Raw genomic sequence first — 20916 nt, forward strand, 5'->3', positions numbered from 1 at the left:
CGCGGGTCCCACGCTCTGCGTGGGCCGGCATACGCGCGTATGCCGTTGGCCCCGCGTCACTTTCGCGTTACGTGATCGTGACCGGACAATCTCGGAGAAATGCAGACGGCGCGATGTAACCGCTTTTACACTGCGAGACGGATCACCCTCAGCGTCGAGGTCCACCGAACGGCCACGGCGCGTCCCCTGCAACAGATGGAGGCGGGCAATGGCCCTCAAATCTCATCGCCGTTCAGCGAAGGTCTTCGCGACCCTCGCGGCGGTCTCTCTCGGACTGGCTGCGTGCGGCGGGTCCGACGACGGCGGCGACACCGACGCGGACGCCGCCTCGGACACCAAGATCGACTGCTCGGTGTACGAGAAGTTCGGCGACCTCAAGGGCAAGGAGGTGTCGGTCTACACGACGATCGTCGCCCCCGAGGACGGCCCGCACATCGCGTCCTACAAGCCGTTCGAGGAGTGCACCGGCGTCACGATCAAGTACGAAGGCTCCCGCGAGATGGAGGCCCAGATCTCCGTGCGCGTCAAGGGTGGCAACGCCCCCGACATCGCCTACCTCCCGCAGCCCGGTCTGCTCAAGACTCTCGTGGCGACCGGCAAGGTCATTCCCGCGCCGCCGGAGGCCGAGGCCAACGTCGACAAGAACATGCCCGACTGGAAGACCTACGGCACCGTCGACGGCAAGTTCTACGCCGCTCCCCTGGGTGCCAACGTCAAGTCCTATGTCTGGTACTCGCCGACCGCCTTCGAGGAGAAGGGCTACGAGGTCCCCAAGACGTGGGATGCCCTGCTCGCCCTCACCGAGAAGATCGCGAACGACGACCCTGACGCCAAGCCCTGGTGTGCAGGCATCGAGTCGGGCGACGCCACCGGCTGGCCGGCCACCGACTGGGTCGAGGACGTCATGCTCCGCACGGCGGGTCCGGAGGTCTACGACAAGTGGGTCGCCCACGAGATCCCGTTCAACGACCCCGCGGTCGCGACGGCCCTCGCCGAGGTCGGCAAGATCCTCAAGAACCCGAAGTACGTCAACGGGCAGCACGGTGACGTCAAGACGATCGCGTCGACGTCGTTCCAGGACGCGGGACTGCAGATCCTCGACAACGGCGGCTGCTACCTCCACCGCCAGGCCTCGTTCTACGCCGCGAACTTCCCCGAGGGCACCAACGTCGCCGAGGACGGCGACGTCTGGGCCTTCTACCTCCCGGCCAAGGACGAGTCCAGCAAGCCGGTGCTCGGCGCCGGTGAGGTGACTGCTGCCTTCCGCGACGCCCCCGAGGTCAAGGCGTTCCAGACCTACCTCGCCTCGACCGAGTGGGCGACGGAGCGGGCCAAGACCTGTGGCACCGGCGGCTGCCTCACGGCCAACATCAACGTCGACCCGGAGCTGCTCAAGAACCCGATCGACAACCTGTCCGCGAAGACCCTCACGGACAAGAGCGCGACCTTCCGGTTCGACGGCTCCGACCTCATGCCCGGCGCTGTCGGCTCGGGCACGTTCTGGAAGGGCATGACCAACTGGATCACCGGGCAGGACGACAAGGCGACTCTCGACTACATCGAGAACTCCTGGCCGAAGTCCTGACCTGATCGGCTGATCGGTCACACGCCGGGGTGGGGTGGGTTCCACCCCACCCCGGCTTCCTTCTTCCTGCACCCTCACCCCCCGGAGGTCGAGTCATGGTCGCGAGCCTGCTGAGCGCCGCGCCGTCCGCAATCCCCGAGCCGTTGCTGCGCGCCGAGAGCACCCTGGGCAAGTTCCTGCTCATGTTCTTCGCGATCGCGTTCTTCGCCGCCGTGTTCGGGCTCGTCCTGTTCCTCGCCTCGCTCTTCAAAGGCCGCAAGGGCGAGCGAGCACAGGGCGCGTTGTTCGCCGCCCCTGCCGTGCTGCTGCTCGCAGTCGGCCTCATGTACCCCGCGATCCTCACGATCATCCAGTCCGTGCGCGGGAAGTCCGGGGAGGGCAGCTTCTCGTTCGACAACTACTCGGCGATGTTCACCCAGCCCGAGCTGCTCATCGTCCTGCGCAACACGGCACTCTGGGTCATCCTCGTGCCGTTCCTCGCGTCCGCGATCGGCCTGCTGTACGCCATCCTCATCGACCGCGCCCGCGGTGAGGCCTTCGCCAAGGCGCTGATCTTCCTGCCGATGGCCATCTCGATGGTCGGCGCCGGCATCATCTGGAAGTTCGTCTACCAGTACAAGCCGACCGCGCGTCCGCAGATCGGCCTGCTCAACCAGATCCTCACGATGGTCGGCCTCGACAGTCGCCAGTTCCTCCTCGATGCGCCCGTCAACACCATCATGCTCATCATCGTCATGGTGTGGATCCAGGCCGGCTTCGCCATGACCATCCTCTCGGCAGCGATCAAGGCCATCCCGGACGACATCATCGAGGCCGCCCGACTGGACGGCGTGTATGGGTTCAAGATGTTCCGGCACATCACGCTGCCGAGCATCCGGGCCGCCCTCATCGTCGTCCTCACGACCATCGGCATCGGCACGCTCAAGGTCTTCGACATCGTCCGCACGATGACGGCCGGGCAGTTCGAGACCTCTGTGGTCGCCAACGAGTTCTACAACCAGAGCTTCCGCTACGACGCCCCCGGACTGGGTGCTGCGCTCGCGGTGCTGCTCTTCGTCCTCGTCATCCCGATCGTCGGCTACAACATCGTCCAGATGCGCAAGGAGGCCTGAGTCGTGAGCACCCTGCAACCGGCGGCCACGCCCGAGTCGGTCTCCCCCGACGAGGTCGTTGCCCCCGCCACGAAGGCCAAGAAGGCGAAGAAGTCCGCCAGCGGCGACGCCGCCAGCGCGCTCACCTCGCGCTGGGCCAGCCTCGTCGCCGTGGTCATCGCCGTCCTGTGGACGACGCCGACCCTCGGCCTGCTCGTCACCTCGTTCAGGACCCAGCGGGACATCAACCGCAACGGGTGGTGGAACGCGTTCGCCAACCCGGACGCCTTCACGCTCGAGAACTACCGTCAGGCCCTCGAGCCCGGCAGCTCGGCCAGCTTCACGCAGTACTTCATCAACACGATCGTCATCACGGTGCCGGCCGTCATGCTGCCGATCTTCCTGGCCTCGCTCGCCGCCTACGCGTTCGCGTGGATGCCGTTCCCGGGGCGCGACGCGCTCTTCGTGGCGGTCTTCGCCCTGCAGATCGTCCCGCTGCAGATCGCGCTCATCCCCCTGCTCGACATCTACACGAACAAGCTCGGGTTCGGCGCCTCCTACTGGAGCGTGTGGATATCGCACACGATCTTCGCCCTACCGCTGGCGACCTTCCTCATCCACAACTTCATGCGCGAGCTCCCGGGCGAGCTCATGGAGGCGGCTCGGGTCGACGGCGCGGGGCACGTGACGATCTTCTTCAAGATCCTCCTTCCCCTGCTCACCCCGGCGATCGCGGCGTTCGGCATCTTCCAGTTCCTCTGGGTCTGGAACGACCTGCTCGTCTCGTTGATCTTCCTCGGTGGCACGCCCGAGGTCGCCCCGATCACCGTCCGCGTCGCCGAGCTCGCCGGTACGCGTGGCAGTGCCTGGTACCTCCTGTCGGCAGGTGCGTTCATCTCGATGATCGTCCCCGTCGTGGTGTTCCTCGCGCTGCAGCGGTTCTTCGTCCGCGGCTTGCTCGCAGGTGGTCTGAAGGGCTGACAGACATGTCTGCTCCCGACCGCCGACGGCGGATGAGCACGATCACGGATGTCGCGCGGGAGGCTGGGGTCTCTGTGGCCACGGTCTCCCGCGCACTCCGGGGGCTCGACCGCGTGAGCCCGAGGACGCGCGAGCGGGTCTTCAAGGTCGCGACCGAGCTTGACTACGTCGCGAGCCCGACGGCCACGTCCCTCGCCTCCGGCCGCACGCAGGTCGTCGGTGTGGTCGCGCCCTTCCTCACCCGGTGGTTCTTCGCCACGGTCGTGAGCGCGATCGAGAAGACGCTGCGCCGGCACGGCCACCACGTCCTCCTGTTCGACCTCGAGGACGAGTCGTACGACCGGCGCCTGCCGCTCTCGCAGAACATGCTCTGGAAGCGGGTCGACGGCGTCATCACGCTCAACCTGCCGATGACCGACGAGGAGCTCGAGCTCGTCGACCGCCTCGGCCTCCCCCTGGTCGCGATCGGCACCCCCGTCGCCGACCGTCCCAACGTCCGGATCGACGACGCGCAGGCGATGCGGATCGCCACCGAGCACCTCGTCTCGCTCGGGCACGAGCGCATCGCCTACGTCGGCGCGGTCCCCTCGAACGTCGCCCACATCCAGACCCCGCAGGCGCGCCTCGACGCGTTCCGTGACGTCATGCGCAGCCACGGGCTGGCCGAGCACAAGCAGTGGATCCTCGGCTCGGACTGGAGCGCCGACAGCGCCGCGCACGACACCCGCACCCTCCTCGCCTCGCCGGACCGGCCGACCGCCGTCGCCGCTGCCTCGGACGAGATGGCGATCGGTGTCATGGCCGCCGCCCGCGCCCAGGGCCTGCGCATCCCCGAGGACCTCTCGGTCATCGGGATCGACGACCACGCGCTGAGCAACGTCCTCGGGCTCACCACGGTGCGACAGGACGTCGTCGCCCAGGGTCGTCAGGCCGCCGAGATCCTGCTCCGCGCCCTCGGGGTCGACACCCCCGGCGGGACGGCGACCGAGGTCGTCGTCCCCACCGAGCTCGTCGTCCGGCACAGCACCGCGCCGCCCACCCGCTGAGCGCGGCGGACGGCGCGAGGCGCTCGTGGACTGTCGGGTGTCGCTCGGCCGCGTCGCGCCCCGTGGGAGTGCCCGCGGCCTGCAGGGGCCCGATCAGCCGTGGTGCACGTGGTCCGGGTCGTCGATCTCCTCGGGGTCGCGCAGGTAGGTCTTCTTCGCGAAGAAGAACCGGTTGACGATCCAGGTGAGCGCCCACAGCACCACGCCGATGGCGAGGAGCCAGCCGGCGATCCGGTACTGGATCGTGTCTCGCCCGGTCCACGGTCCGACCATGAACGCACAGGCGAGCGCACCCAGGACTGGCAGCACGGTCGGGGCGACGAAGTGGGGCCGGTCGATCGGGTCCTTGCGGAGCACGAGCACACAGATGTTGACGATCGTGAACACCCCGAGGAGCAGCAGCGCCGTGGTGCCGCCCAGGGCGGCGATGATGTCCGAGTCCGAGCGGGTCGCCACGAAGTAGATCAGCCCGAAGGCAATGGCCGTGGTGAAGAGGATGGCAGCCCACGGGGTGCGACGGGAGGGGTGCACCTTGCCGAGGAACGGCGGCAGGACCTCCTGCTTGGCCATGCCGTAGAGCAGTCGGCTGGCCATGAGCATGTTGATGAGCGCCGAGTTCGCGACGGCGAACATGCCGATGAACGGGAAGAGCTTGTCGAACGGGAAGTTCGGTGCCCCGGTCGCGACCACTTGGGTGAGTGCGGACTCGTTGTCGGGATTGGCCAGCTCACCCACGGGCACCAGGGCGACCGCGGTGATCGACACCAGGACGTAGATGAGCCCGGTGATGCCCAGCCCGGTGAGCATCATTCGGGGGAAGTCGCGCACCGGGTCCTTGGTCTCCTCGGCCATGTTGACCGAGTCCTCGAAGCCGACCATCGCGAAGAAGGCCAGCGAGGTGGCCGCGGTGATCGCGAAGAACGTGCTCTTGTCGCTCGGGGAGTCGAAGACCACCGTCCGCGAGAAGTCCGCCTTGCCCTGGGTGACGGCATACAGGCCGATGAAGATGATGAGCAGCAGACCGGAGAGCTCCACCATCGTCAGGACGACGTTGGCCTTGACGCTCTCACCGACTCCGCGGAAGTTGATCGCCGCGACGAGGGCCATGAACCCGAGGGCAATGAGGAGCAGCGGGGCGTCGCCCGACACCCAGTCCGCACCGATCCCGTCCCGGAGGAAGCCGGCGAACGCGTTGGAGGCCGTCGACGCCGAGGTGATGCCCGAGCACATGACGGCGAAGGCGACCAGGAAGGTGACGAAGTGGATGCCGAACGCCTTGTGGGTGTAGAGCGCCGCACCCGCTGCCTGGGGGTACTTCGTCACGAGCTCGAGGTACGAGAAGGCCGTGATCGTCGCGATGACGAAGGCGACGAGGAAGGGTGCCCACGCGGCTCCGCCGACCTCGCCGGCGACCGTCCCCGTGAGGGCGTAGACCCCGGTGCCCAGGATGTCTCCGACGATGAAGAGCAGGAGGAGCTTGGCCCCCATGACGCGGTGCAGCTCGGGCTCTCGGTTGTGGGGTGCGTCGCTGACGCCCACGCCTCCCCGGTCGTCGGTGGTCCCACTCATGTGCACGCCTCCTGGTCCGGGCCTCGGTGTCCCGACGCCTATCGGCTTACTGTGTCCCACATCACGTCTTGGAGCAACGCGTACGCGCGGCGTGCCGTGAACTCACGTCCCCGACGTCCACACCGTCAGGCGTCGATCCGCTCGCGGTCCAGCTGGGCCGACCCGCGCACGATGAAGTCCCGGCGGGGAGCGACCTCGTTGCCCATGAGCAGCTCGAAGATCCGCTCGGCCTGCTCGGCGTCGGCCATTGTCACCTTGCGCAGGGTGCGGTGGTGCGGGTCCATCGTCGTCTCGGCGAGCTGGTCGGCGTCCATCTCACCCAGGCCCTTGTAGCGCTGCATGGGCTGCTTGATGGAGCGTCCGCGCTTGGTGAGCGAGGCGACCGTCTTGCGCATCTCACCCTCGGAGTAGGTGTAGATCAGCTCACCCTTGCGGGCACCGGCTCCGGAGACCTCGATGCGGTGCAGCGGAGGCACCGCGGCGTAGACCTTGCCGGCCTCCACGAGGGGTCGCATGTAGCGGAAGAACAGGGTGAGCAGCAGGGTGCGGATGTGGGCGCCGTCGACGTCGGCGTCGGTCATGATGATGACCTTGCCGTAGCGGGCCGCGTCGACGTCGAACGTGCGGCCGGACCCGGCGCCGATGACCTGGATGATCGCGGCGCACTCGGCGTTGCCGAGCATGTCGGTGAGCGAGGCCTTCTGGACGTTGAGGATCTTGCCGCGGATGGGCAGCAGGGCCTGCACGTCGGAGTCGCGGGCGAGCTTGGCGGTGCCCAGGGCGCTATCACCCTCGACGATGAACAGCTCGGTGCGCTCGATGTCGTTGCTGCGGCAGTCGGCGAGCTTGGCCGGGAGCGAGGAGGTCTCGAGCGCGTTCTTCTTTCGCTGGGTCTCCTTGTGCAGCCGCGCGCTGATCCGCGACTTCATCTCGGCGGTGACCTTCTCGAGGAGCATGGCGGCCTGCTGCTTCTCGCCCCGCTTGGTCGAGGTCAGGGTGCCCGTGAGCTCCTTCTCGACGACCTTGGCGACGATGGCACGCACGGCGTTGGTGCCGAGGACCTCCTTGGTCTGGCCCTCGAACTGCGGCTCGGCGAGGCGCACCGTGACGACGGCCGTCAGCCCGGCGAGGATGTCGTCCTTCTCGACCTTGTCGCTGCCCACCTTGAGGCGGCGCGAGTTGACCTCGAGCTGCTTGCGGAACACCTTGAGCAGGGCCTGCTCGAAGCCGGCGAGATGGGTACCGCCCTTGGGCGTGGCGATGATGTTGACGAAGGAGCTCACCTTGGCGTCGTAGCCGGTGCCCCACCGGACCGCGATGTCGACCTCGCACTCGCGCTCGACGTCCTGCGGGCTCATGTGGCCCTTGGAGTCGAGCACCGGGACGGTCTCGGTGAAGTGGCCGCTGCCCTGGAGGCGCCACACGTCGGTGACGGACGGGTCGGGTGCGAGGAACTCGGCGAACTCGCTGATGCCGCCGTCGTGGACGAACACCTCCTCGTGCGGGCCGTGCTCCCCCGCCGTGCCCGGCAGGCCGCGCTCGTCACGGATGACGAGGGTGAGCCCGGGGACGAGGAAGGAGGTCTGCCGGGCCCGGGCCACGAGGCCGTCGTAGTCGAACTCGGCGTCCTTGAGGAAGATCTGCGGGTCGGCCCAGTAGCGGATCCGCGTGCCCGTGACCCCCCGCTTGGCCTTGCCGATGACGGCGAGCTCGCTCGTGCGCTCGTAGGGCGTGAACTCGTGGTCGGGGCTCTTGTCGGCGCTCGCGACGTCGGGGAAGTAGCCGGGCTCGCCACGGCGGAAGCTCATGGCGTAGGTCTTGCCCCCGCGGTCGACCTCGACGTCGAGCCGGGCGGAGAGCGCGTTGACGACGGACGCGCCGACGCCGTGCAGACCACCGGAGGCGGTGTAGGAGCCGCCACCGAACTTGCCTCCGGCGTGCAGCTTGGTGAAGACCACCTCGACACCCGTGAGCCCGGTGCGCGGCTCGATGTCGACCGGGATGCCGCGAGCGGTGTCCCGGACCTCGACCGACCCGTCCTGGTGCAGGACGACGTCGATGCGGTCGCCGTGCCCACCGAGTGCCTCGTCGACCGCGTTGTCGATGATCTCCCAGAGGCAGTGCATGAGGCCGCGGCTGTCGGTGGACCCGATGTACATGCCGGGGCGCTTGCGGACCGCCTCGAGCCCCTCGAGGACCTGCAGGTGGTGCGCGCTGTAGTCGGACGTCGACTTGGTCGTCGCGGCCTTCTTGGCGGTGGAGGCGGGGCTCATGCGTTCCTATCGAGGTCGTGCCGTCGGTGCCGGGCAGGGAGCAGGGACCGTATGCCGGCCGCTCGCCTCGGGTGTCCGCCTCAGGCTAGCTCCGCCCTCCGACGACCCCGACGAGGCGCGCTGTCGGGGGCGTGGGGAATGATCACGATGTCGGCATCAGTACGGTCACATCACGGGCACGTCCCACTCGGGAAGAGTCCGGCGTGTTTGACTGTTGCAACGCTTGACGCCCACGCAACCGCGTGGGCCCACTGACGAGATCAGCCGAGGAGGCCGATGTGACGACCGCACTGGCACCCAACCTGACCGCCGCGGACCGCTGCGACCGCTGTGGTGCCCAGGCCTATGTTCGCGCCACGCTCCACGTCGGCGGTGAGCTGCTCTTCTGCGCCCACCACGGCCGCGAGCACCTCCCGAAGCTGCGTGACCACGCGGACATCGTGGACGAGAGCGACCGACTGACGGAGCCGCCCACCGCCGCGGACATCGACGTCTGACCTCGTTCGTGAACCTCCTGCCGGAGGGCACCGACGTCTGGGTGCCGGCGATCCTCATTCTCGTGGGGATCGCCGGCATCGTCGTTCCGGTCATCCCCGGCCTGCTCCTCGCCGTGCTCGGCGTGCTCCTCTGGGCCTACGAGACCGGCGGGTCCACGGCGTGGACCATCTTCTTCCTCTGCCTGGCCATCTACGTCGCTGGCGTCGCGATCCAGTTCCTCGTCCCCGGCCGGCGGCTGCGGCAGCAGGGGGTCAAGACCTCCACCCTGCTCCTCGCCGTGCTGCTCGGCATCGTCGGGATGTTCGTCATCCCGGTGGTCGGCTTCTTCGCCGGGTTCGTCCTCGGGATCTACCTCGTCGAGCACGGGCGCAGCCGCGACCGGGCCCAGGCGTGGACCCGCACCAAGCACGCACTCAAGGCGATCGCGATGAGCATGGGCATCGAGCTGTGCGCCGGCCTGCTCATCGCGACCACCTGGGTGATCGGCGTCGTCGCCACCTGACGAGCCCTCGCTCATCGAGCCCTGGTCGGGTCACCCGACCAAGAACTCACCCGGGTTCGCGGCGCCCACGCGCCGAGTGAGACTCGGTCACCCGCCCTGTGGAGGGCTGGCGGGGTGGGTCAGCTCCAGCCGTCTCGGCCGCGCCGGTCCCAGCGGTCGTCGAGCTTGTCCATGAAGCCGGAGCCGCTCTTCTGCTTGCGGCCCGAGCTCGCCGGGCCGGTCGTCCCGTCGCCCCGCACGACCGCGAGCTTGCCGCCCCGGCGTGGGGGCGTGAGGGCGAAGGCCGCTGCCGCCACCATCACCGCGAAGCCGGCCGCACCGACCCACATCGTGGTGTTGATCCCCACGAGGACCAGCCCGAGGCCGAGCAGCACACCGACGACACCGACGATCCACCTGAGACGCGTGGGACCACCCCGTCGCGATCCCTCCATGCTGGAGGCGAACTTGGGGTCCTCGGCAGCGAGGGCCTGCTCCAACTGCTCGAGCATCCTCTGCTCGTGCTCCGAAAGCGGCACGGCGTCCTCCAGGTGTGCGGCGCGTCTGTTGCGCCCTCATTGATGATCTTCCACCAACGACAACGCTTGGCGCTGCGGTTTCGTTGCTTCGCCAGCGTCTGTGCTGGTTCTCTCAGGATAGGTCGCGATCGTCCCGGGCGGTAGATCGGCCCCGGTCGATCAGGCTGGCGGGACGCACGGAGCCCGCTCCGAAGCGCGCACTGGCCCGATCGACGGCCCGATCGGCGTCGCGCCAGCCGTGGTCGGCCTCGCCGAGCATCCCCTGGATCGGGGCCGACTCGACCCCGACGAGCTTCTCGAGACGCACCCCCACGAGCCTGATGCGCGCCCGCTGCAGGCCGAGGGCGTCGAACAGCGAGGTCGCCGTCTCGTAGATCTCGCGGCTCGTGTCCGTCGGCTCTCGCAGGGTCCGGGCCCGGGTGATCGTCGTGAAGTCCGAGAACCGCACCTTGATCGACACGGTCCGCCCGGTCATCCTCGCCGCCCTGAGCCGCGCCGCCACGCGGTCGCTGAGCCGCAGCAGGTGGCGGTGGATCTCGCGCGGGTCGTCGATGTCGTACTCGAACGTCTCGTCGGCGCCGATGCTCTTCTCGCGGTGCTCACGCTGCACCGACCGCGGGTCGCGGCCCCACGCGAGCTGGTGGAGGTGGTTGCCGGTCGCCTCGCCCAGTCCACGCACCAGGGTCGGCAGCGGCGTGTGCGCGATGTCGGCGACCGTCCTCAGGCCGAGCCGCAGCAGCTGCTCCTCGGTCTTCTCCCCCACTCCCCACAGCGCGCCGACCGGGAGCTGCTGGACGAACGGGATCACCTCGTCTCGCGGGACGACGACCATCCCGTCGGGCTTGGCGAGCCCGGACGCGATCTTGGCGACGAACTTCGTCGATGCGACGCCGACCGAGCACGTGATCCCCTGCTCGTCGTGGACGGTGTCGCGGATCCGGGCGCCGATCGTGGCGGGTGAGCCGAGCCGGCGCAGGGCACCCGACACGTCGAGGAAGGCCTCGTCGAGCGACAGCGGCTCGATGTCGGGCGTCACCGCGCGGAAGGTCTCCATCACGGCTGCCGAGATCGCGGCATACAGGCGGTGGTCGGGGGCGAGGACCGTCGCCTGCGGGCAGAGCCGGCGCGCCCGGGTCATCGGCATCGCCGATGCGACCCCGAAGCGGCGGGCCTCGTAGGTCGCCGAGAGGACGACCCCGCGGTTCCCGCCGCCGATGATGACCGGCGTGCCGACGAGCTCGGGGTGCGAGAGCAGCGTGGCGGAGGCGTAGAACGCGTCCATGTCGACGTGCAGGATCGTGCACCCGGTGTCGTCGGGCGGCTGGCTCGACGAGCGCTCGGGGAGGCTGAACTGGCGACGGCTCACGGCCGCTCTCAGGTACGGGTGGCGATGACGTGCAGGGACGTGCCGAGGTCGGCGAGCACGGCGAACTCGGGGTGTGACACGACCGCGCGCTCGAGGTCGAGCAGGGCGGTGCGGTCGGCGTCGGAGTCGACGAGAGCGGACGGCACGAGGTCGCTGAAGATCCGTATGCCGTGTGCCTCGGTCGGCGTCAGGCCGGCGGCCTCGACGAGGGCGAGGACCGCCGAGCGGTCGAAGCGACGCGGCACCGGGTCGGCGTCGCCCCACCGGCCGTCGGGGCGGTCGAGCGCGGCTCGTGCCTGGGCGAACTGCCCGGCGAGGGCGCGGGCGATGACGGCCGCCGAGCGCTGGGGCACGACGAGACTGAGGATGCCGCCTGGGGCGAGGACGCCCGCGATGAGGCGCAGGGTCGCCTCCGGGTCGTCGACGTACTCGAGGGTGCCGTGGCACAGGACGAGGTCGGGCCGGTCGCGCCCGACGAGCGACGCGAGGGTCTCGGCATCGCCCTGCACCGCACTGACTCGCGAGGACGCCTGGGCCTCGGCGGCGCGACGGCGCAGGGACGCCAAGGCATCGGGGCTGGGGTCGACGACGGTGACGTCGTGCCCGGCGACGGCGAGGGGGACGGCGAGCCCACCGGTGCCACCCCCCAGGTCGATGACCCGGAGGGGACGGCCGAGCTCGGCACTGCGCTCGCGCACGACGCCGTCGACGGCCGCCCACATCGCGGCGGTCCGGGGCGCCGTCGAGACGCCGGTGCGGCGCACGGTCGTCGCGTCCTCGGTCACGGATCCACCTCTTCGTCGTCGTGGCCGCGAGGCGGCCGGGGCATCGCTCGGACCAGGTCCGACGCGTCCCGCCAGCCTAGTTGTCCGGCACGACAGGAGTCGGCAGCCCCGTGGTCCGTCACGTCGGTGTCCCTGTGTCCGGGCCCTGGGAGACTCCACTGCTCGAGGTCCGGTCACTCCCGTCGGGCAGACAAGGCCTTCCGATGCCGGAAGACTCGACGCATGTTCATCACACGACTCGAGACGGACGCGGCCGACGATGAGCTCCGCACCTGGTACGAGTCCCAGCAGGCCATGTGGGGCTTCCTGCCGGACTACGCAGGGGCCTTCTCCCACCGACCCGACGTCGCGCAGGCCTGGGGAGCCCTCAACCACACCATCCGCGGAGGGATGGACCGGCGCCGCTTCGAGATCGCGACGATCGCGGCGGCCAGGGCGCGGCGCTCGACGGTGTGCACCGTCGCACACTCGACGTTCCTCGGTGCTCAGGCCGACCCGGAGACGGCGGCGACGTTCCCGCCCGAGCAGCTCGAGTCCATGCTGGTCGGGCGGCCCGTCGCCACCCCTTGAGCTCGCGAGCGGGCGCGAGGGCGGGCGCGCGTCAGCCGACCGCCTTCTTGACGAGTGTCGCGATGTGCTTCTCGTCGGCGGACGTGAGCCGGGTGATCGCGTAGGCGGTCGGCCACATGCTGCCGTCGTCGAGGCGCGCCTCCTCGTTGAACCCGAGCTCGGCGTAGCGGGAGCCGAACTTCGAGGCCGCCTTGAAGAAGCAGACCGCCTTGCCGTTGGCGTCGGCGTAGGCCGGCATGCCGTACCAGGTCCTGGGCAAGAGCTCCGGCGCGTGCTTGGTGACGATGGCGTGGATCGTCTCGGCCAGCGCCCGGTCGGCGTCGGGCATCTCCTCGATCTTGGACAGGAGGTCGGCCTCACCCTTGGCGCGGTCCTTGGCACCCTTGGCCTCGGCGCGCAGCTCCTTGGCCCGCTCCTTCATCGCCGCCCGCTCGTCGGCACTGAACCCGTCGGTGGACACCTTCGTGGTGGCGGTCCTGGCGGCCGCCTTGGTGGTGGTCTTCTTCGCAGTGCTCTTCGTGGCTGTGGTCTTCGTGGTCATGACCTCACGGTAGGACGGTGGACCGAGGGGGTGCTTCTCGATTCCTGACCGACCCTGACGGGTGTCAGTGGCCGGAGCTGCCGGGGCTGGAGTGCCAGAGCTTGCGCGACGGCGTCCCGTGCTCCGGCACGACGATCGAGGCGACCCGGTGACCGTCGGTCGTCGGCGACCCCGCGGGCTTGATGTCGGCGTAGGGCGACTGCTTGAACCCGGACGCGTGGACGAGCACCCGCCTCCGACCCCGGGCGTCGGCCTCCCGCTCCCCCGCCTCCGCGCGAGCCACGGCCTCCGCGTCTGCGGCCTCGAGGGCACGCACGACCGCGGAGTGCCCGCCGTCGCGCCACGCGTCCCACAGACCGGCGAGCTCCCACGCCCCGGTCGCCCGCACCGAAATCCCGCGAGGGCCGGTGCGCCGGACCACCCCACGCACGAGGAGCAGCCAGGAGTGGAACACGGTCGCGGCATACGGGCCCTGGACGTCCTCGAAGAAGGTCGCGTCGACCGGACCGGTCGCGTCGTCGAGGGTGAGGAAGACGACGCGGCGACCAGAGCGGATCGGCGGGGTCTGCGTGGCTACCTTGACCCCTGCGATCCACACCTCGCTGCGGCTGCGGGCGGTGAGCAGATCCTTGCTGCGGACCACCCCGAGGGCGTCGAGCATCGGCCCGTAGAACTCGACGACGTGGGCCGAGGCGTCGAGGCCGAGGACGTCGAGCTCGGCCCGCACCCGCTCGGTTCCGGTCATCTCGGGCAGGCCGGTGCCCGGGGTGAGCTCGGGCCGGTCGCCGAGGTCGAGGGTGAGCTGGACCGACTGCTCGGCGGCAGCGACCACGGGGCGAGCCGCCTGCGACTGTGCCGCCGCACGTTCGCGCACCTGGTCACTCCCCAGGGACGGTGGCGGGACCCTCCGTCGCGACGACCGGCCGGTGCTCGCCCGCTCCCACCGGTCGAGCTCACCGACGTGGAGCAGCAGGTCGCGACGGGTGATGCGGCCACGACGGCCCAGCCCGGATCCCGTGGCACCGATGCCGTGCATGGCGTCGAACGCACCGGCGAGGACGAGCCGCTCGACGACCGGACGGCTCACGGTGGCCCGTGACCAGAAGTCGCCGAGATTCGAGAACGGCTGTGCCGCAACGATGCTCGCAACCTCGGCGTCGCTGATGCCCTTGACGTCGGTGAGGGAGAGGCGGATGCCGTAGTCGCTCGCGTCGGGCAGGTCGGGGTGCACGGGGGTGAAGCCGGAGCCGCCACCGCGTCCTGCATCGTCGAGCCGCTCGATCCGGTAGGTGTCGCCCGAGGCGTTGACGTCGAGACCGAGCACGGCGATCCCCAGCGAGCGGGCGTCGTCGAGGATGAGCCGCTTGGGATACATGCCCGGGTCGTGGGTGAGCACCCCGGCGAGGAACGCCGCGGGGTGGTGGGTCTTGAGCCAGGCCGAGTGGTAGGTCGGCAGGGCGAAGGCGGCCGCGTGCGCCTTGCAGAAGCCGAACGACGCGAACGACTTGAGGACCTCCCAGATGCGGTCGACGTCGTCGGGCGCGTAGCCACGTGCACGGGCTGCCGGGCGCCACCACGCCTCGATGTCGAGCTGGCCCTGGGGCGTGCCCATGGTGCGCCGCACCTCGTCGGCCTGGGCCAGGGTCACCCCGGTCGTCTCGGCGACGATTCGCAGCACCTGCTCGTGGAAGACGACGACACCCTCGGTCTCGGCGAGGGCCGGCTCGAGTGTCGGGTGCAGCAGCCGACGCTTGGACCAGCCGTGCCGGCTCTCGAGGAACGGCGTGATCATGTCGGACTTCACCGGCCCGGGGCGGAACAGCGAGATGTCGATGATGAGGTCGCCGAAGCGCTCGGGCCCGAACTTGCCGATGAGCTCGCGCTGGCCCGGGCTCTCGATCTGGAAGCACCCGAGGGTGTGCGAGGTGCGGATGAGCCGGAAGGTCGCCTCGTCGTCGAGCGGCACCTGTGCCTCGTCGTCGAGGTCGACGTCGACGCCGTCCACCCGACGCACCTCGGACACCGCGTGGGCCATCGCCGACTGCATCCGGATGCCGAGGACGTCGAGCTTGAGCAACCCGAGGGTCTCGACGTCGTCCTTGTCGAACTGGCTCATCGGGAAGCCCAGCCAGCTCGCCTCGACGGGCGTCCGGTCGAGCAGGCCGGTGTTGGACAGCACGACGCCGCACGGGTGCAGGGCGATGTGCCGGGGCAACCCGTCGAGCCGCTCGACGAGCTCGAAGAAGGTGTCGAGCCGTGGCGCGTCCAGCCCGCGGGAGCGCAGCTCGGGCAGGTCGGCGATGGCGCTGCGGGCGTCTCGCGCCCGGATGTGCGGGAACGCCTTGGCGATCTCGTCGATCTCGATGGGCGGCATGCCGAGCGCGGCCCCGACGTCGCGGATGGCGTGGCGCACCTTGTAGGTGTCCATCATCGACACGCACGTCACCCGGTCACCGCCGAAGCGGTCGAGGATCGCCTGGTAGATCTCGGTCCGGCGGGCCGACTCCACGTCGACGTCGATGTCGGGCAGCTCGGCCCGCAGAGGCGAGCAGAACCGCTCCATGAGCAGGTCGTGCCGGATCGGGTCCACACCGCTGATGCCGAGGAGGTAGTTGACGAGCGACCCGGCGCCCGAGCCCCTCGCCGCGACGCGCACCCCCCTCGCCTTGATGAGGTCGGTCACCTCGGCGACGGTGAGGAAGTAGGTCGGGTAGCCGAGGTCGGCGATGACGCGCAGCTCGTCGTCGAGCCGGGACAGGACCGTATGCCGTTGCGCGTCACCGATCGCGGGGTAGCGCCCACCGACGGCGGCGCGACACCGCTCGGTGAGCACCTGCTGGGGGTCCACCCCGGCATCGATACCGAGGATGCCCGGCTCGGGAAGGTGGACGGCGCCGATGCCGAGGTCGGCCCGGGCGTCCTGGACGCACTCGTCGGCCAGCGCGAGGGTCGCGCCGACGAGCTGGGCGGCGCGAGCGTTGTCGCCGGTGACCTCGAGGGCCCGGACCCACATCTCCTCGCTGCTCGCGAGGTGTCCGGCGTCGGTGACCCGGTCGAGGTGGCGGGAGTCGAGGACGACGAGCCGCCGGGCGGCGTCGAGGACGTCGACCGTGCGCACCCCGTCGCGGTCGGCGTGCCGGACCGCTGCGGTGAGGACCGCAGGGATTCGCGCCTCGTCGGCGAGGCCGAGCATCCGGCGGGCATGGACCCTCGACCCGGGAGTGCCCTCCGGCCCGCCGTTGCCGACGATCTCGAGCGCGAGCGCCTCGGGTGGCAGAAGCGCGCGCCAGGCCTCGAGCCGGGCCCGGGCCTCCGTGGGGCGACGGGCGAGGACGGCGCGACCCACGTCGGAGTCGGGGCCGAGGAGCACCCTCAGCCGGCTCGGCTCGGGGTCACGAGCGGGGCTGCGCTCTCCCCCACGGCACCACCGGGCGACGAGGTCCGGCAACGTCACCGGGGTGCCGCGCTCGCCGCGCAGGTGGGTGTCGGTCACGAGCCTGCACAGGGCAGCCCACCCGAGCCCCCGCTCGATGCCCGCGCCCCGGCCGCGGGCGAGGACCGTGACCCGCGGCAGGCGGAGGTCGACGACCGCCCCACCGCGCACCGGTGTGCGAACCCGGGCCGGGGCCCGCCCCGGCACCGGCGGCTCCCCGACGGCGAGGTCGACACCGAGGACCGGGTCGATGCCGGCCCGACCACAGGCCATCGCGAACCGCACCGCGCCGTAGAGGCCGTCGCGGTCGGTGAGGGCCAAGGCCGGCTGCCCGTGCTCCGCGGCGCGCTCGACGAGGTCCTCGGGGGTCGAGGCCCCGAAGCGCATCGAGAAGCCGGAGGCGACGTGGAGGTGGACGAAGTCGGTGTTCACGGGGGTTCCTTCTCTTCGCCTTCTTGCCCCTGCACCACCGGATCCGGCCCGCCCGAGGCGCCGTGCGGTGGTCCTGGGGCAAGAAGTCGGCGGTGGCCGAGGGTTAGGCGGTCTCGCGAGCGGCGGCGAGACGGTGCACGGCCGGCTGGCCGGACGGCATACCGAGGGCTGAGGTGACGACGCCGACGAAGGTCTCGGCGGCGCGAAGCAGGTCGTCGGCCTCACGCACCGAGACCCGCAACGAGCGCGACCCGACCTCGTGACGGCGCACGGCGGCGAGGGCGAAGAAGTCGGCCCACTCACCGAGCTCGGGGGCGTGGCGGGCCAGGAGCGGCCAGAGGTCCTGCGGGCCGGTCCGTCCCTGCTTGGCGACGAGGCTTGCCGCCGCCCGCATCGCGGCGTCCTGGGAGGCGACGAAGCGGGCGGCAGCCAGCTCCGCGGCATACGCCTCGGCGAGGCACTGGCGGGACTGCTCGAGGAGCGCGAGCGCGGGACCGGCACCCATGGCGGTCAGTCCTGGGCCCGGAGCAGGACCCACGGGTCGCTGCAGCCGTCGGCGGCGTCGGAGGCCAGGTCGTAGACCCCGGTGCCTGCGGCACTGCCGGCCTCGACCCGCCACACGTGCCGCTCGGGACGCTCGCCGAGGTCACCGAGGTCGCGCCACCAGGAGCGACGCTCGCTCCAGTCGTCGAGGACGTCACGGATGACGAGGATGCGGCCGCGCCAGACGAACGCGCGCGGTCGGGGACGGAGGGCGAGCACACCTTCGGCGCTGGGCATCGCCGCCTCGACGCGCACCTCGACGGGGTCTTCGTACCGGCGCACCACGACATGGCCTCCTCAGGACAGGATGGGGTGAGGGAGAGGGTCGAACATCGTTCGAACAAATGTTCGATCTCCACACTCTACAACCGCAGGACGCGGCGACGTCAACCCCCTACGCTGACGCCATGACCGAGCCCGGCGACACCGTGTCGGAGCATGACCTCAGCGCGCATCCCTCGGTGGCTGCCGTGCTGAGCACCCTTGCGGCACACCATGTCCGGCCCGTAGTGCGCTACCTCCCCGACGCCGTGCGCACGGCCCGGGCAGCCGCCGACGCCCTCGGTGTCACGCCCGCCGAGATCGCCAACTCGCTCGTCTTCGCCGGGCGCCGCCACGACGGCTCGACCGAGCCCCTGCTCGTTCTCGCCTCGGGCGGGCACCGCGTCGACCAGGACCGGATCGCCGGGCTGCTCGACCTCGCCTCCCTCGACAAGGCCACCCCCGAGGAGGTGCGCGAGTGGACCGGCTTCGCCATCGGCGGGGTGGCCCCCGTCGGGCACCCCACTCCCCTGCGCACGGTCGTCGACGTCACCCTGAGCAGCTTCGAGCACGTGTGGGCGGCGGCCGGGCACAGCCACTCGGTCTTCATGACGACCTACGACGAGCTGCTCCGCCTGACCAGCGGCAAGGCCATCGAGGTCGACTAGACGCGAGACGGCCGCGTCGCCGGGAAGACGAGCGCCCCTCCACACTCACCGTCCCGGCCACGCGGCCACAGGACCACTCTTTCGTCGAACGGATGGGCAGGGGATCAGTACGGATACTCAGATCGGCTCCCCCGAGGTACTCACCCGCCGACGACCTGCGTCAGCGAGCGCAGACCTGCCTCAGCGGGCGCCGGTGGACAGCCCGAGGTTCTCGTGGACCTCGAGCGTGGCCGTGGAGCGGTTCATCGTGATGAAGTGCAGGCCCGGTGCGCCCTCGGCGAGCATCCGCTGGGCCAGCTCGGTCGCGATCTGGACACCGACCGCGCGCACCGCGTCGGCGTCTGCGGCCACAGCCTCGAGCCGGTCCACCACCGCCCGCGGCAGGGGCGTCCCCATGAGCTGGGTCATGCGGGTGATCTGCTTGAGGTTGGTCACCGGCATGAGCCCGGGCGTGATCGGCAGGTCGCGGTGCTGGGCCACGCGGTCGCGCAGGCGGAGGTAGCTGTCGGCGTCGAACACCATCTGCGTCACGGCGAAGCTGGCGCCGGCGTCGGCCTTCTTGATCATCACCTCGACGTCGTGGTCGAGGTCCGGTGAGGCGGGGTGGACGTCGGGGAACGCCGCGACGCCGATGGTGAAGTCACCGAGCGTGCGGATGAGGGAGACGAGGTCGGTCGCGTGGTTGAGCCCTTCGGGGTGGGCGACCCACTCGCCACCGGGGTTGCCCGGCGGGTCGCCGCGCAGGGCAAGGATGTTGCGGACGCCGGCCGCGGCGTACTGGCCCACGACCCGGCGGATGTCCTCCACCGACGCCCCGACACAGGTGAGGTGGGCCAGCGGGGTGAGGGTGGTCTCGCGGGCGATGCGCTCGGTGACGCGGACGGTGCGGTCCTGGGTGGACCCCCCGGCACCGTAGGTCACCGACACGAAGTCGGGCCGCACCCGCTCGAGCCGGCGGATGGCGTCCCAGAGCGCCGCCTCGGACGCGTCGTCCTTGGGCGGGAAGAACTCGAAGCTCACCGAAGGTCGCGGACCGGCGAGGAGAGCTGGGATCGACCGGGCTGGCATAGGGGTGAGATTAGTCGAGCACGCAGGCCGTAGGCTCGTGCCTCACACACCGTGAGATGCGAGGAGCGTTCGTGACCAGCCCGTTGGACGAGATGGACCTGCGCGCCCGCGTGCAGACCTGCATCGACCAAGAGCTGCTCACCCAGGCGACCGTCCTCGACGAGCTGGGCCCGGACGTCACCGACCTCCTCGACCGCATCGGCTCGCTGCTCGCGGGTGGCAAGCGCCTGCGCGCCGCCTTCCTCTACTGGGGACACCGCGCAGCCGGCCGGCCGGACTCCGACGCCCTCGTGCGCCTCGCCACGGCGATGGAGTTCTTCCAGGCCGCGGCCCTCATCCACGACGACGTCATGGACGACTCGGACACCCGACGCGGTATGCCGGCCGCCCACCGCGCGCTCGCGGCCGTCCACACCGAGCGTGGCTGGGGCGGCGACGACGAGCGCTTCGGCGTCGCGGGTGCCATCCTCGCCGGCAATCTCTGCCTCACCTGGACCGACGAGCTCGTCGCGACGAGCGGCCTCCCGGCGGACGACCTCGCCCGCGGCCGGGGCGTCTTCGACCGGATGCGCACCCAGCTCATGGCGGGCCAGTTCCTCGACGTCGTCGACTCGGTGCGGCCGTGGGACGACCTCCCCTCGGCCGAACGGATCGAGCGCGCGCAGCGGGTCATCCGCTACAAGAGCGCCAAGTACACCGTCGAGCACCCCCTCCTCATCGGTGCGACCGCCGGCGGCCTGCCCGACTCCGACCTCGCCCGGCTCTCGTCCTACGGCCTCGACCTCGGCCACGCGTTCCAGCTGCGCGACGACCTCCTCGGCGTCTTCGGCGACCCGGAGTCCACCGGCAAGCCCGCGGGCGACGACCTGCGCGAGGGCAAGCGCACCGTGCTCATCGCCCACACACTGAGCGGAACCGACGACGCCGGGCGCGAGCTCCTCCGCACCCACCTCGGCACCCCGGACCTCGACCCCGCCACCGTCGACGCTCTCCGCACCGTCATCACCGACTCCGGCGCCGTCGACGCGGTCGAGCACGAGATCACCACCCTCGCCACCAGCGCCCGCACCTCCCTCGCAGCCGCCACCGGCGTCGCCCCCGACGCCAAGCAGGTCCTCGACGACCTCATCCACATCAGCACAGCCCGCACCGCCTGACCGGCCCGTCACCTCAAAGACAGCCGAGG

At 70.4% G+C, this 20916-nt stretch carries 19 protein-coding genes; 9 read left to right on the top strand and 10 right to left on the bottom strand.

Features of this window, described 5'->3' with window-relative positions:
• Positions 1-208 precede the first annotated feature (208 nt).
• The 4 genes from LL946_RS18140 (at position 209) to LL946_RS18155 (ending at position 4703) form a co-directional block, all read left to right on the top strand.
• Positions 209-1585: an ABC transporter substrate-binding protein gene (locus tag LL946_RS18140; protein WP_404383204.1), complete on the top strand. Its 1377-nt coding sequence runs from the start codon at positions 209-211 to the stop codon at positions 1583-1585.
• A gap of 95 nt (positions 1586-1680) precedes the next feature.
• The gene (locus LL946_RS18145; RefSeq protein ID WP_404383206.1) at positions 1681-2697 is read left to right on the top strand and encodes a carbohydrate ABC transporter permease; all 1017 of its coding nucleotides are present in this window, start codon (positions 1681-1683) and stop codon (positions 2695-2697) included.
• A gap of 3 nt (positions 2698-2700) precedes the next feature.
• Positions 2701-3657, top strand: a complete 957-nt coding sequence (locus LL946_RS18150) for a carbohydrate ABC transporter permease (protein ID WP_404383208.1) — start codon at positions 2701-2703, stop codon at positions 3655-3657.
• A gap of 5 nt (positions 3658-3662) precedes the next feature.
• On the top strand, positions 3663-4703 hold the full coding sequence (locus tag LL946_RS18155; protein WP_404383210.1) for a LacI family DNA-binding transcriptional regulator: 1041 nt from the start codon (positions 3663-3665) through the stop codon (positions 4701-4703).
• A gap of 93 nt (positions 4704-4796) precedes the next feature.
• On the opposite strand, the gene LL946_RS18160 is transcribed toward LL946_RS18155, so the two are convergent.
• Together LL946_RS18160 and LL946_RS18165 are read right to left on the bottom strand one after the other, a co-directional pair.
• Complete coding sequence (locus LL946_RS18160; RefSeq protein ID WP_404383212.1) at positions 4797-6272, bottom strand: APC family permease; 1476 nt, start codon at positions 6270-6272, stop codon at positions 4797-4799.
• A 125-nt stretch (positions 6273-6397) separates the two neighbouring features.
• Entirely contained in the window at positions 6398-8545 is a 2148-nt protein-coding gene (locus tag LL946_RS18165; protein ID WP_404383214.1) for a type IIA DNA topoisomerase subunit B, read from the bottom strand.
• Positions 8546-8823: 278 nt separating this feature from the next.
• On the opposite strand from LL946_RS18165, the gene LL946_RS18170 reads away from it, so the two are divergent.
• Both LL946_RS18170 and LL946_RS18175 read left to right on the top strand, forming a co-directional pair.
• Positions 8824-9042: a hypothetical protein gene (locus LL946_RS18170; RefSeq protein ID WP_404383216.1), complete on the top strand. Its 219-nt coding sequence runs from the start codon at positions 8824-8826 to the stop codon at positions 9040-9042.
• A gap of 8 nt (positions 9043-9050) precedes the next feature.
• Positions 9051-9545, top strand: a complete 495-nt coding sequence (locus LL946_RS18175) for a DUF456 domain-containing protein (protein ID WP_404383218.1) — start codon at positions 9051-9053, stop codon at positions 9543-9545.
• Between the two features lie 119 nt (positions 9546-9664).
• Here LL946_RS18175 and LL946_RS18180 read toward each other — a convergent pair whose 3' ends face one another.
• The 3 genes from LL946_RS18180 to LL946_RS18190 form a co-directional block, all read right to left on the bottom strand.
• Positions 9665-10036 carry a DUF3040 domain-containing protein gene (locus LL946_RS18180; protein WP_404383220.1) on the bottom strand — a complete coding sequence of 124 codons (372 nt, stop codon included), beginning with the start codon at positions 10034-10036 and terminating at the stop codon, positions 9665-9667.
• Between the two features lie 139 nt (positions 10037-10175).
• Positions 10176-11429, bottom strand: coding sequence for a DNA polymerase IV (gene dinB / locus LL946_RS18185; protein ID WP_404383222.1), 1254 nt, complete (start codon positions 11427-11429; stop codon positions 10176-10178).
• A gap of 8 nt (positions 11430-11437) precedes the next feature.
• Complete coding sequence (locus tag LL946_RS18190; RefSeq protein WP_404383224.1) at positions 11438-12214, bottom strand: class I SAM-dependent methyltransferase; 777 nt, start codon at positions 12212-12214, stop codon at positions 11438-11440.
• A gap of 222 nt (positions 12215-12436) precedes the next feature.
• Here LL946_RS18190 and LL946_RS18195 point away from each other — a divergent pair, with 222 nt between their 5' ends.
• A complete protein-coding gene (locus LL946_RS18195; protein ID WP_404383226.1) occupies positions 12437-12784 on the top strand; it encodes a hypothetical protein in 348 nt (115 codons plus the stop codon).
• 31 nt (positions 12785-12815) lie between these two features.
• Here LL946_RS18195 and LL946_RS18200 read toward each other — a convergent pair whose 3' ends face one another.
• The 4 genes from LL946_RS18200 to LL946_RS18215 all read right to left on the bottom strand — a co-directional run bounded on the left by LL946_RS18200 (position 12816) and on the right by LL946_RS18215 (position 18018).
• On the bottom strand, positions 12816-13325 hold the full coding sequence (locus LL946_RS18200) for an iron chaperone (protein WP_404383228.1): 510 nt from the start codon (positions 13323-13325) through the stop codon (positions 12816-12818).
• Positions 13326-13389: 64 nt separating this feature from the next.
• Positions 13390-17190 (bottom strand): DNA polymerase III subunit alpha, encoded by a 3801-nt coding sequence (locus tag LL946_RS18205; protein WP_404383230.1) that lies wholly within the window; start codon positions 17188-17190, stop codon positions 13390-13392.
• Between the two features lie 103 nt (positions 17191-17293).
• The gene (locus LL946_RS18210) at positions 17294-17695 is read right to left on the bottom strand and encodes an SAV_6107 family HEPN domain-containing protein (RefSeq protein ID WP_404383232.1); all 402 of its coding nucleotides are present in this window, start codon (positions 17693-17695) and stop codon (positions 17294-17296) included.
• A gap of 5 nt (positions 17696-17700) precedes the next feature.
• Positions 17701-18018 (bottom strand): DUF6504 family protein, encoded by a 318-nt coding sequence (locus LL946_RS18215; RefSeq protein ID WP_404383234.1) that lies wholly within the window; start codon positions 18016-18018, stop codon positions 17701-17703.
• A 122-nt stretch (positions 18019-18140) separates the two neighbouring features.
• On the opposite strand from LL946_RS18215, the gene LL946_RS18220 reads away from it, so the two are divergent.
• Entirely contained in the window at positions 18141-18662 is a 522-nt protein-coding gene (locus LL946_RS18220; protein ID WP_404383236.1) for a YbaK/EbsC family protein, read from the top strand.
• 180 nt (positions 18663-18842) lie between these two features.
• On the opposite strand, the gene metF is transcribed toward LL946_RS18220, so the two are convergent.
• Entirely contained in the window at positions 18843-19730 is an 888-nt protein-coding gene (gene metF, locus LL946_RS18225; RefSeq protein ID WP_404383238.1) for a methylenetetrahydrofolate reductase [NAD(P)H], read from the bottom strand.
• A 71-nt stretch (positions 19731-19801) separates the two neighbouring features.
• Between metF and LL946_RS18230 the strand changes: the two genes are divergently transcribed.
• Complete coding sequence (locus tag LL946_RS18230; RefSeq protein WP_404383240.1) at positions 19802-20887, top strand: polyprenyl synthetase family protein; 1086 nt, start codon at positions 19802-19804, stop codon at positions 20885-20887.
• Positions 20888-20916: the final 29 nt, after the last annotated feature.

Origin of the sequence: Knoellia locipacati, from assembly GCF_044791685.1 — a bacterium.
GTDB classification, from domain to species: domain Bacteria; phylum Actinomycetota; class Actinomycetes; order Actinomycetales; family Dermatophilaceae; genus Knoellia; species Knoellia locipacati_A.

What these genes read in the sequence shown, in the direction of transcription:
- LL946_RS18180 (WP_404383220.1), bottom strand. Translation starts at nt 10,036, where the DNA reads ATGCTCGAGCAGTTGGAGCAGGCCCTCGCTGCCGAGGACCCCAAGTTC.
- metF (WP_404383238.1), bottom strand. Translation starts at nt 19,730, where the DNA reads ATGCCAGCCCGGTCGATCCCAGCTCTCCTCGCCGGTCCGCGACCTTCG.
- LL946_RS18165 (WP_404383214.1), bottom strand. Translation starts at nt 8,545, where the DNA reads ATGAGCCCCGCCTCCACCGCCAAGAAGGCCGCGACGACCAAGTCGACG.
- LL946_RS18220 (WP_404383236.1), top strand. Translation starts at nt 18,141, where the DNA reads ATGACCGAGCCCGGCGACACCGTGTCGGAGCATGACCTCAGCGCGCAT.
- LL946_RS18145 (WP_404383206.1), top strand. Translation starts at nt 1,681, where the DNA reads ATGGTCGCGAGCCTGCTGAGCGCCGCGCCGTCCGCAATCCCCGAGCCG.
- LL946_RS18140 (WP_404383204.1), top strand. Translation starts at nt 209, where the DNA reads ATGGCCCTCAAATCTCATCGCCGTTCAGCGAAGGTCTTCGCGACCCTC.
- LL946_RS18200 (WP_404383228.1), bottom strand. Translation starts at nt 13,325, where the DNA reads ATGACCACGAAGACCACAGCCACGAAGAGCACTGCGAAGAAGACCACC.
- LL946_RS18210 (WP_404383232.1), bottom strand. Translation starts at nt 17,695, where the DNA reads ATGGGTGCCGGTCCCGCGCTCGCGCTCCTCGAGCAGTCCCGCCAGTGC.
- LL946_RS18195 (WP_404383226.1), top strand. Translation starts at nt 12,437, where the DNA reads ATGTTCATCACACGACTCGAGACGGACGCGGCCGACGATGAGCTCCGC.
- LL946_RS18155 (WP_404383210.1), top strand. Translation starts at nt 3,663, where the DNA reads ATGTCTGCTCCCGACCGCCGACGGCGGATGAGCACGATCACGGATGTC.
- LL946_RS18160 (WP_404383212.1), bottom strand. Translation starts at nt 6,272, where the DNA reads ATGAGTGGGACCACCGACGACCGGGGAGGCGTGGGCGTCAGCGACGCA.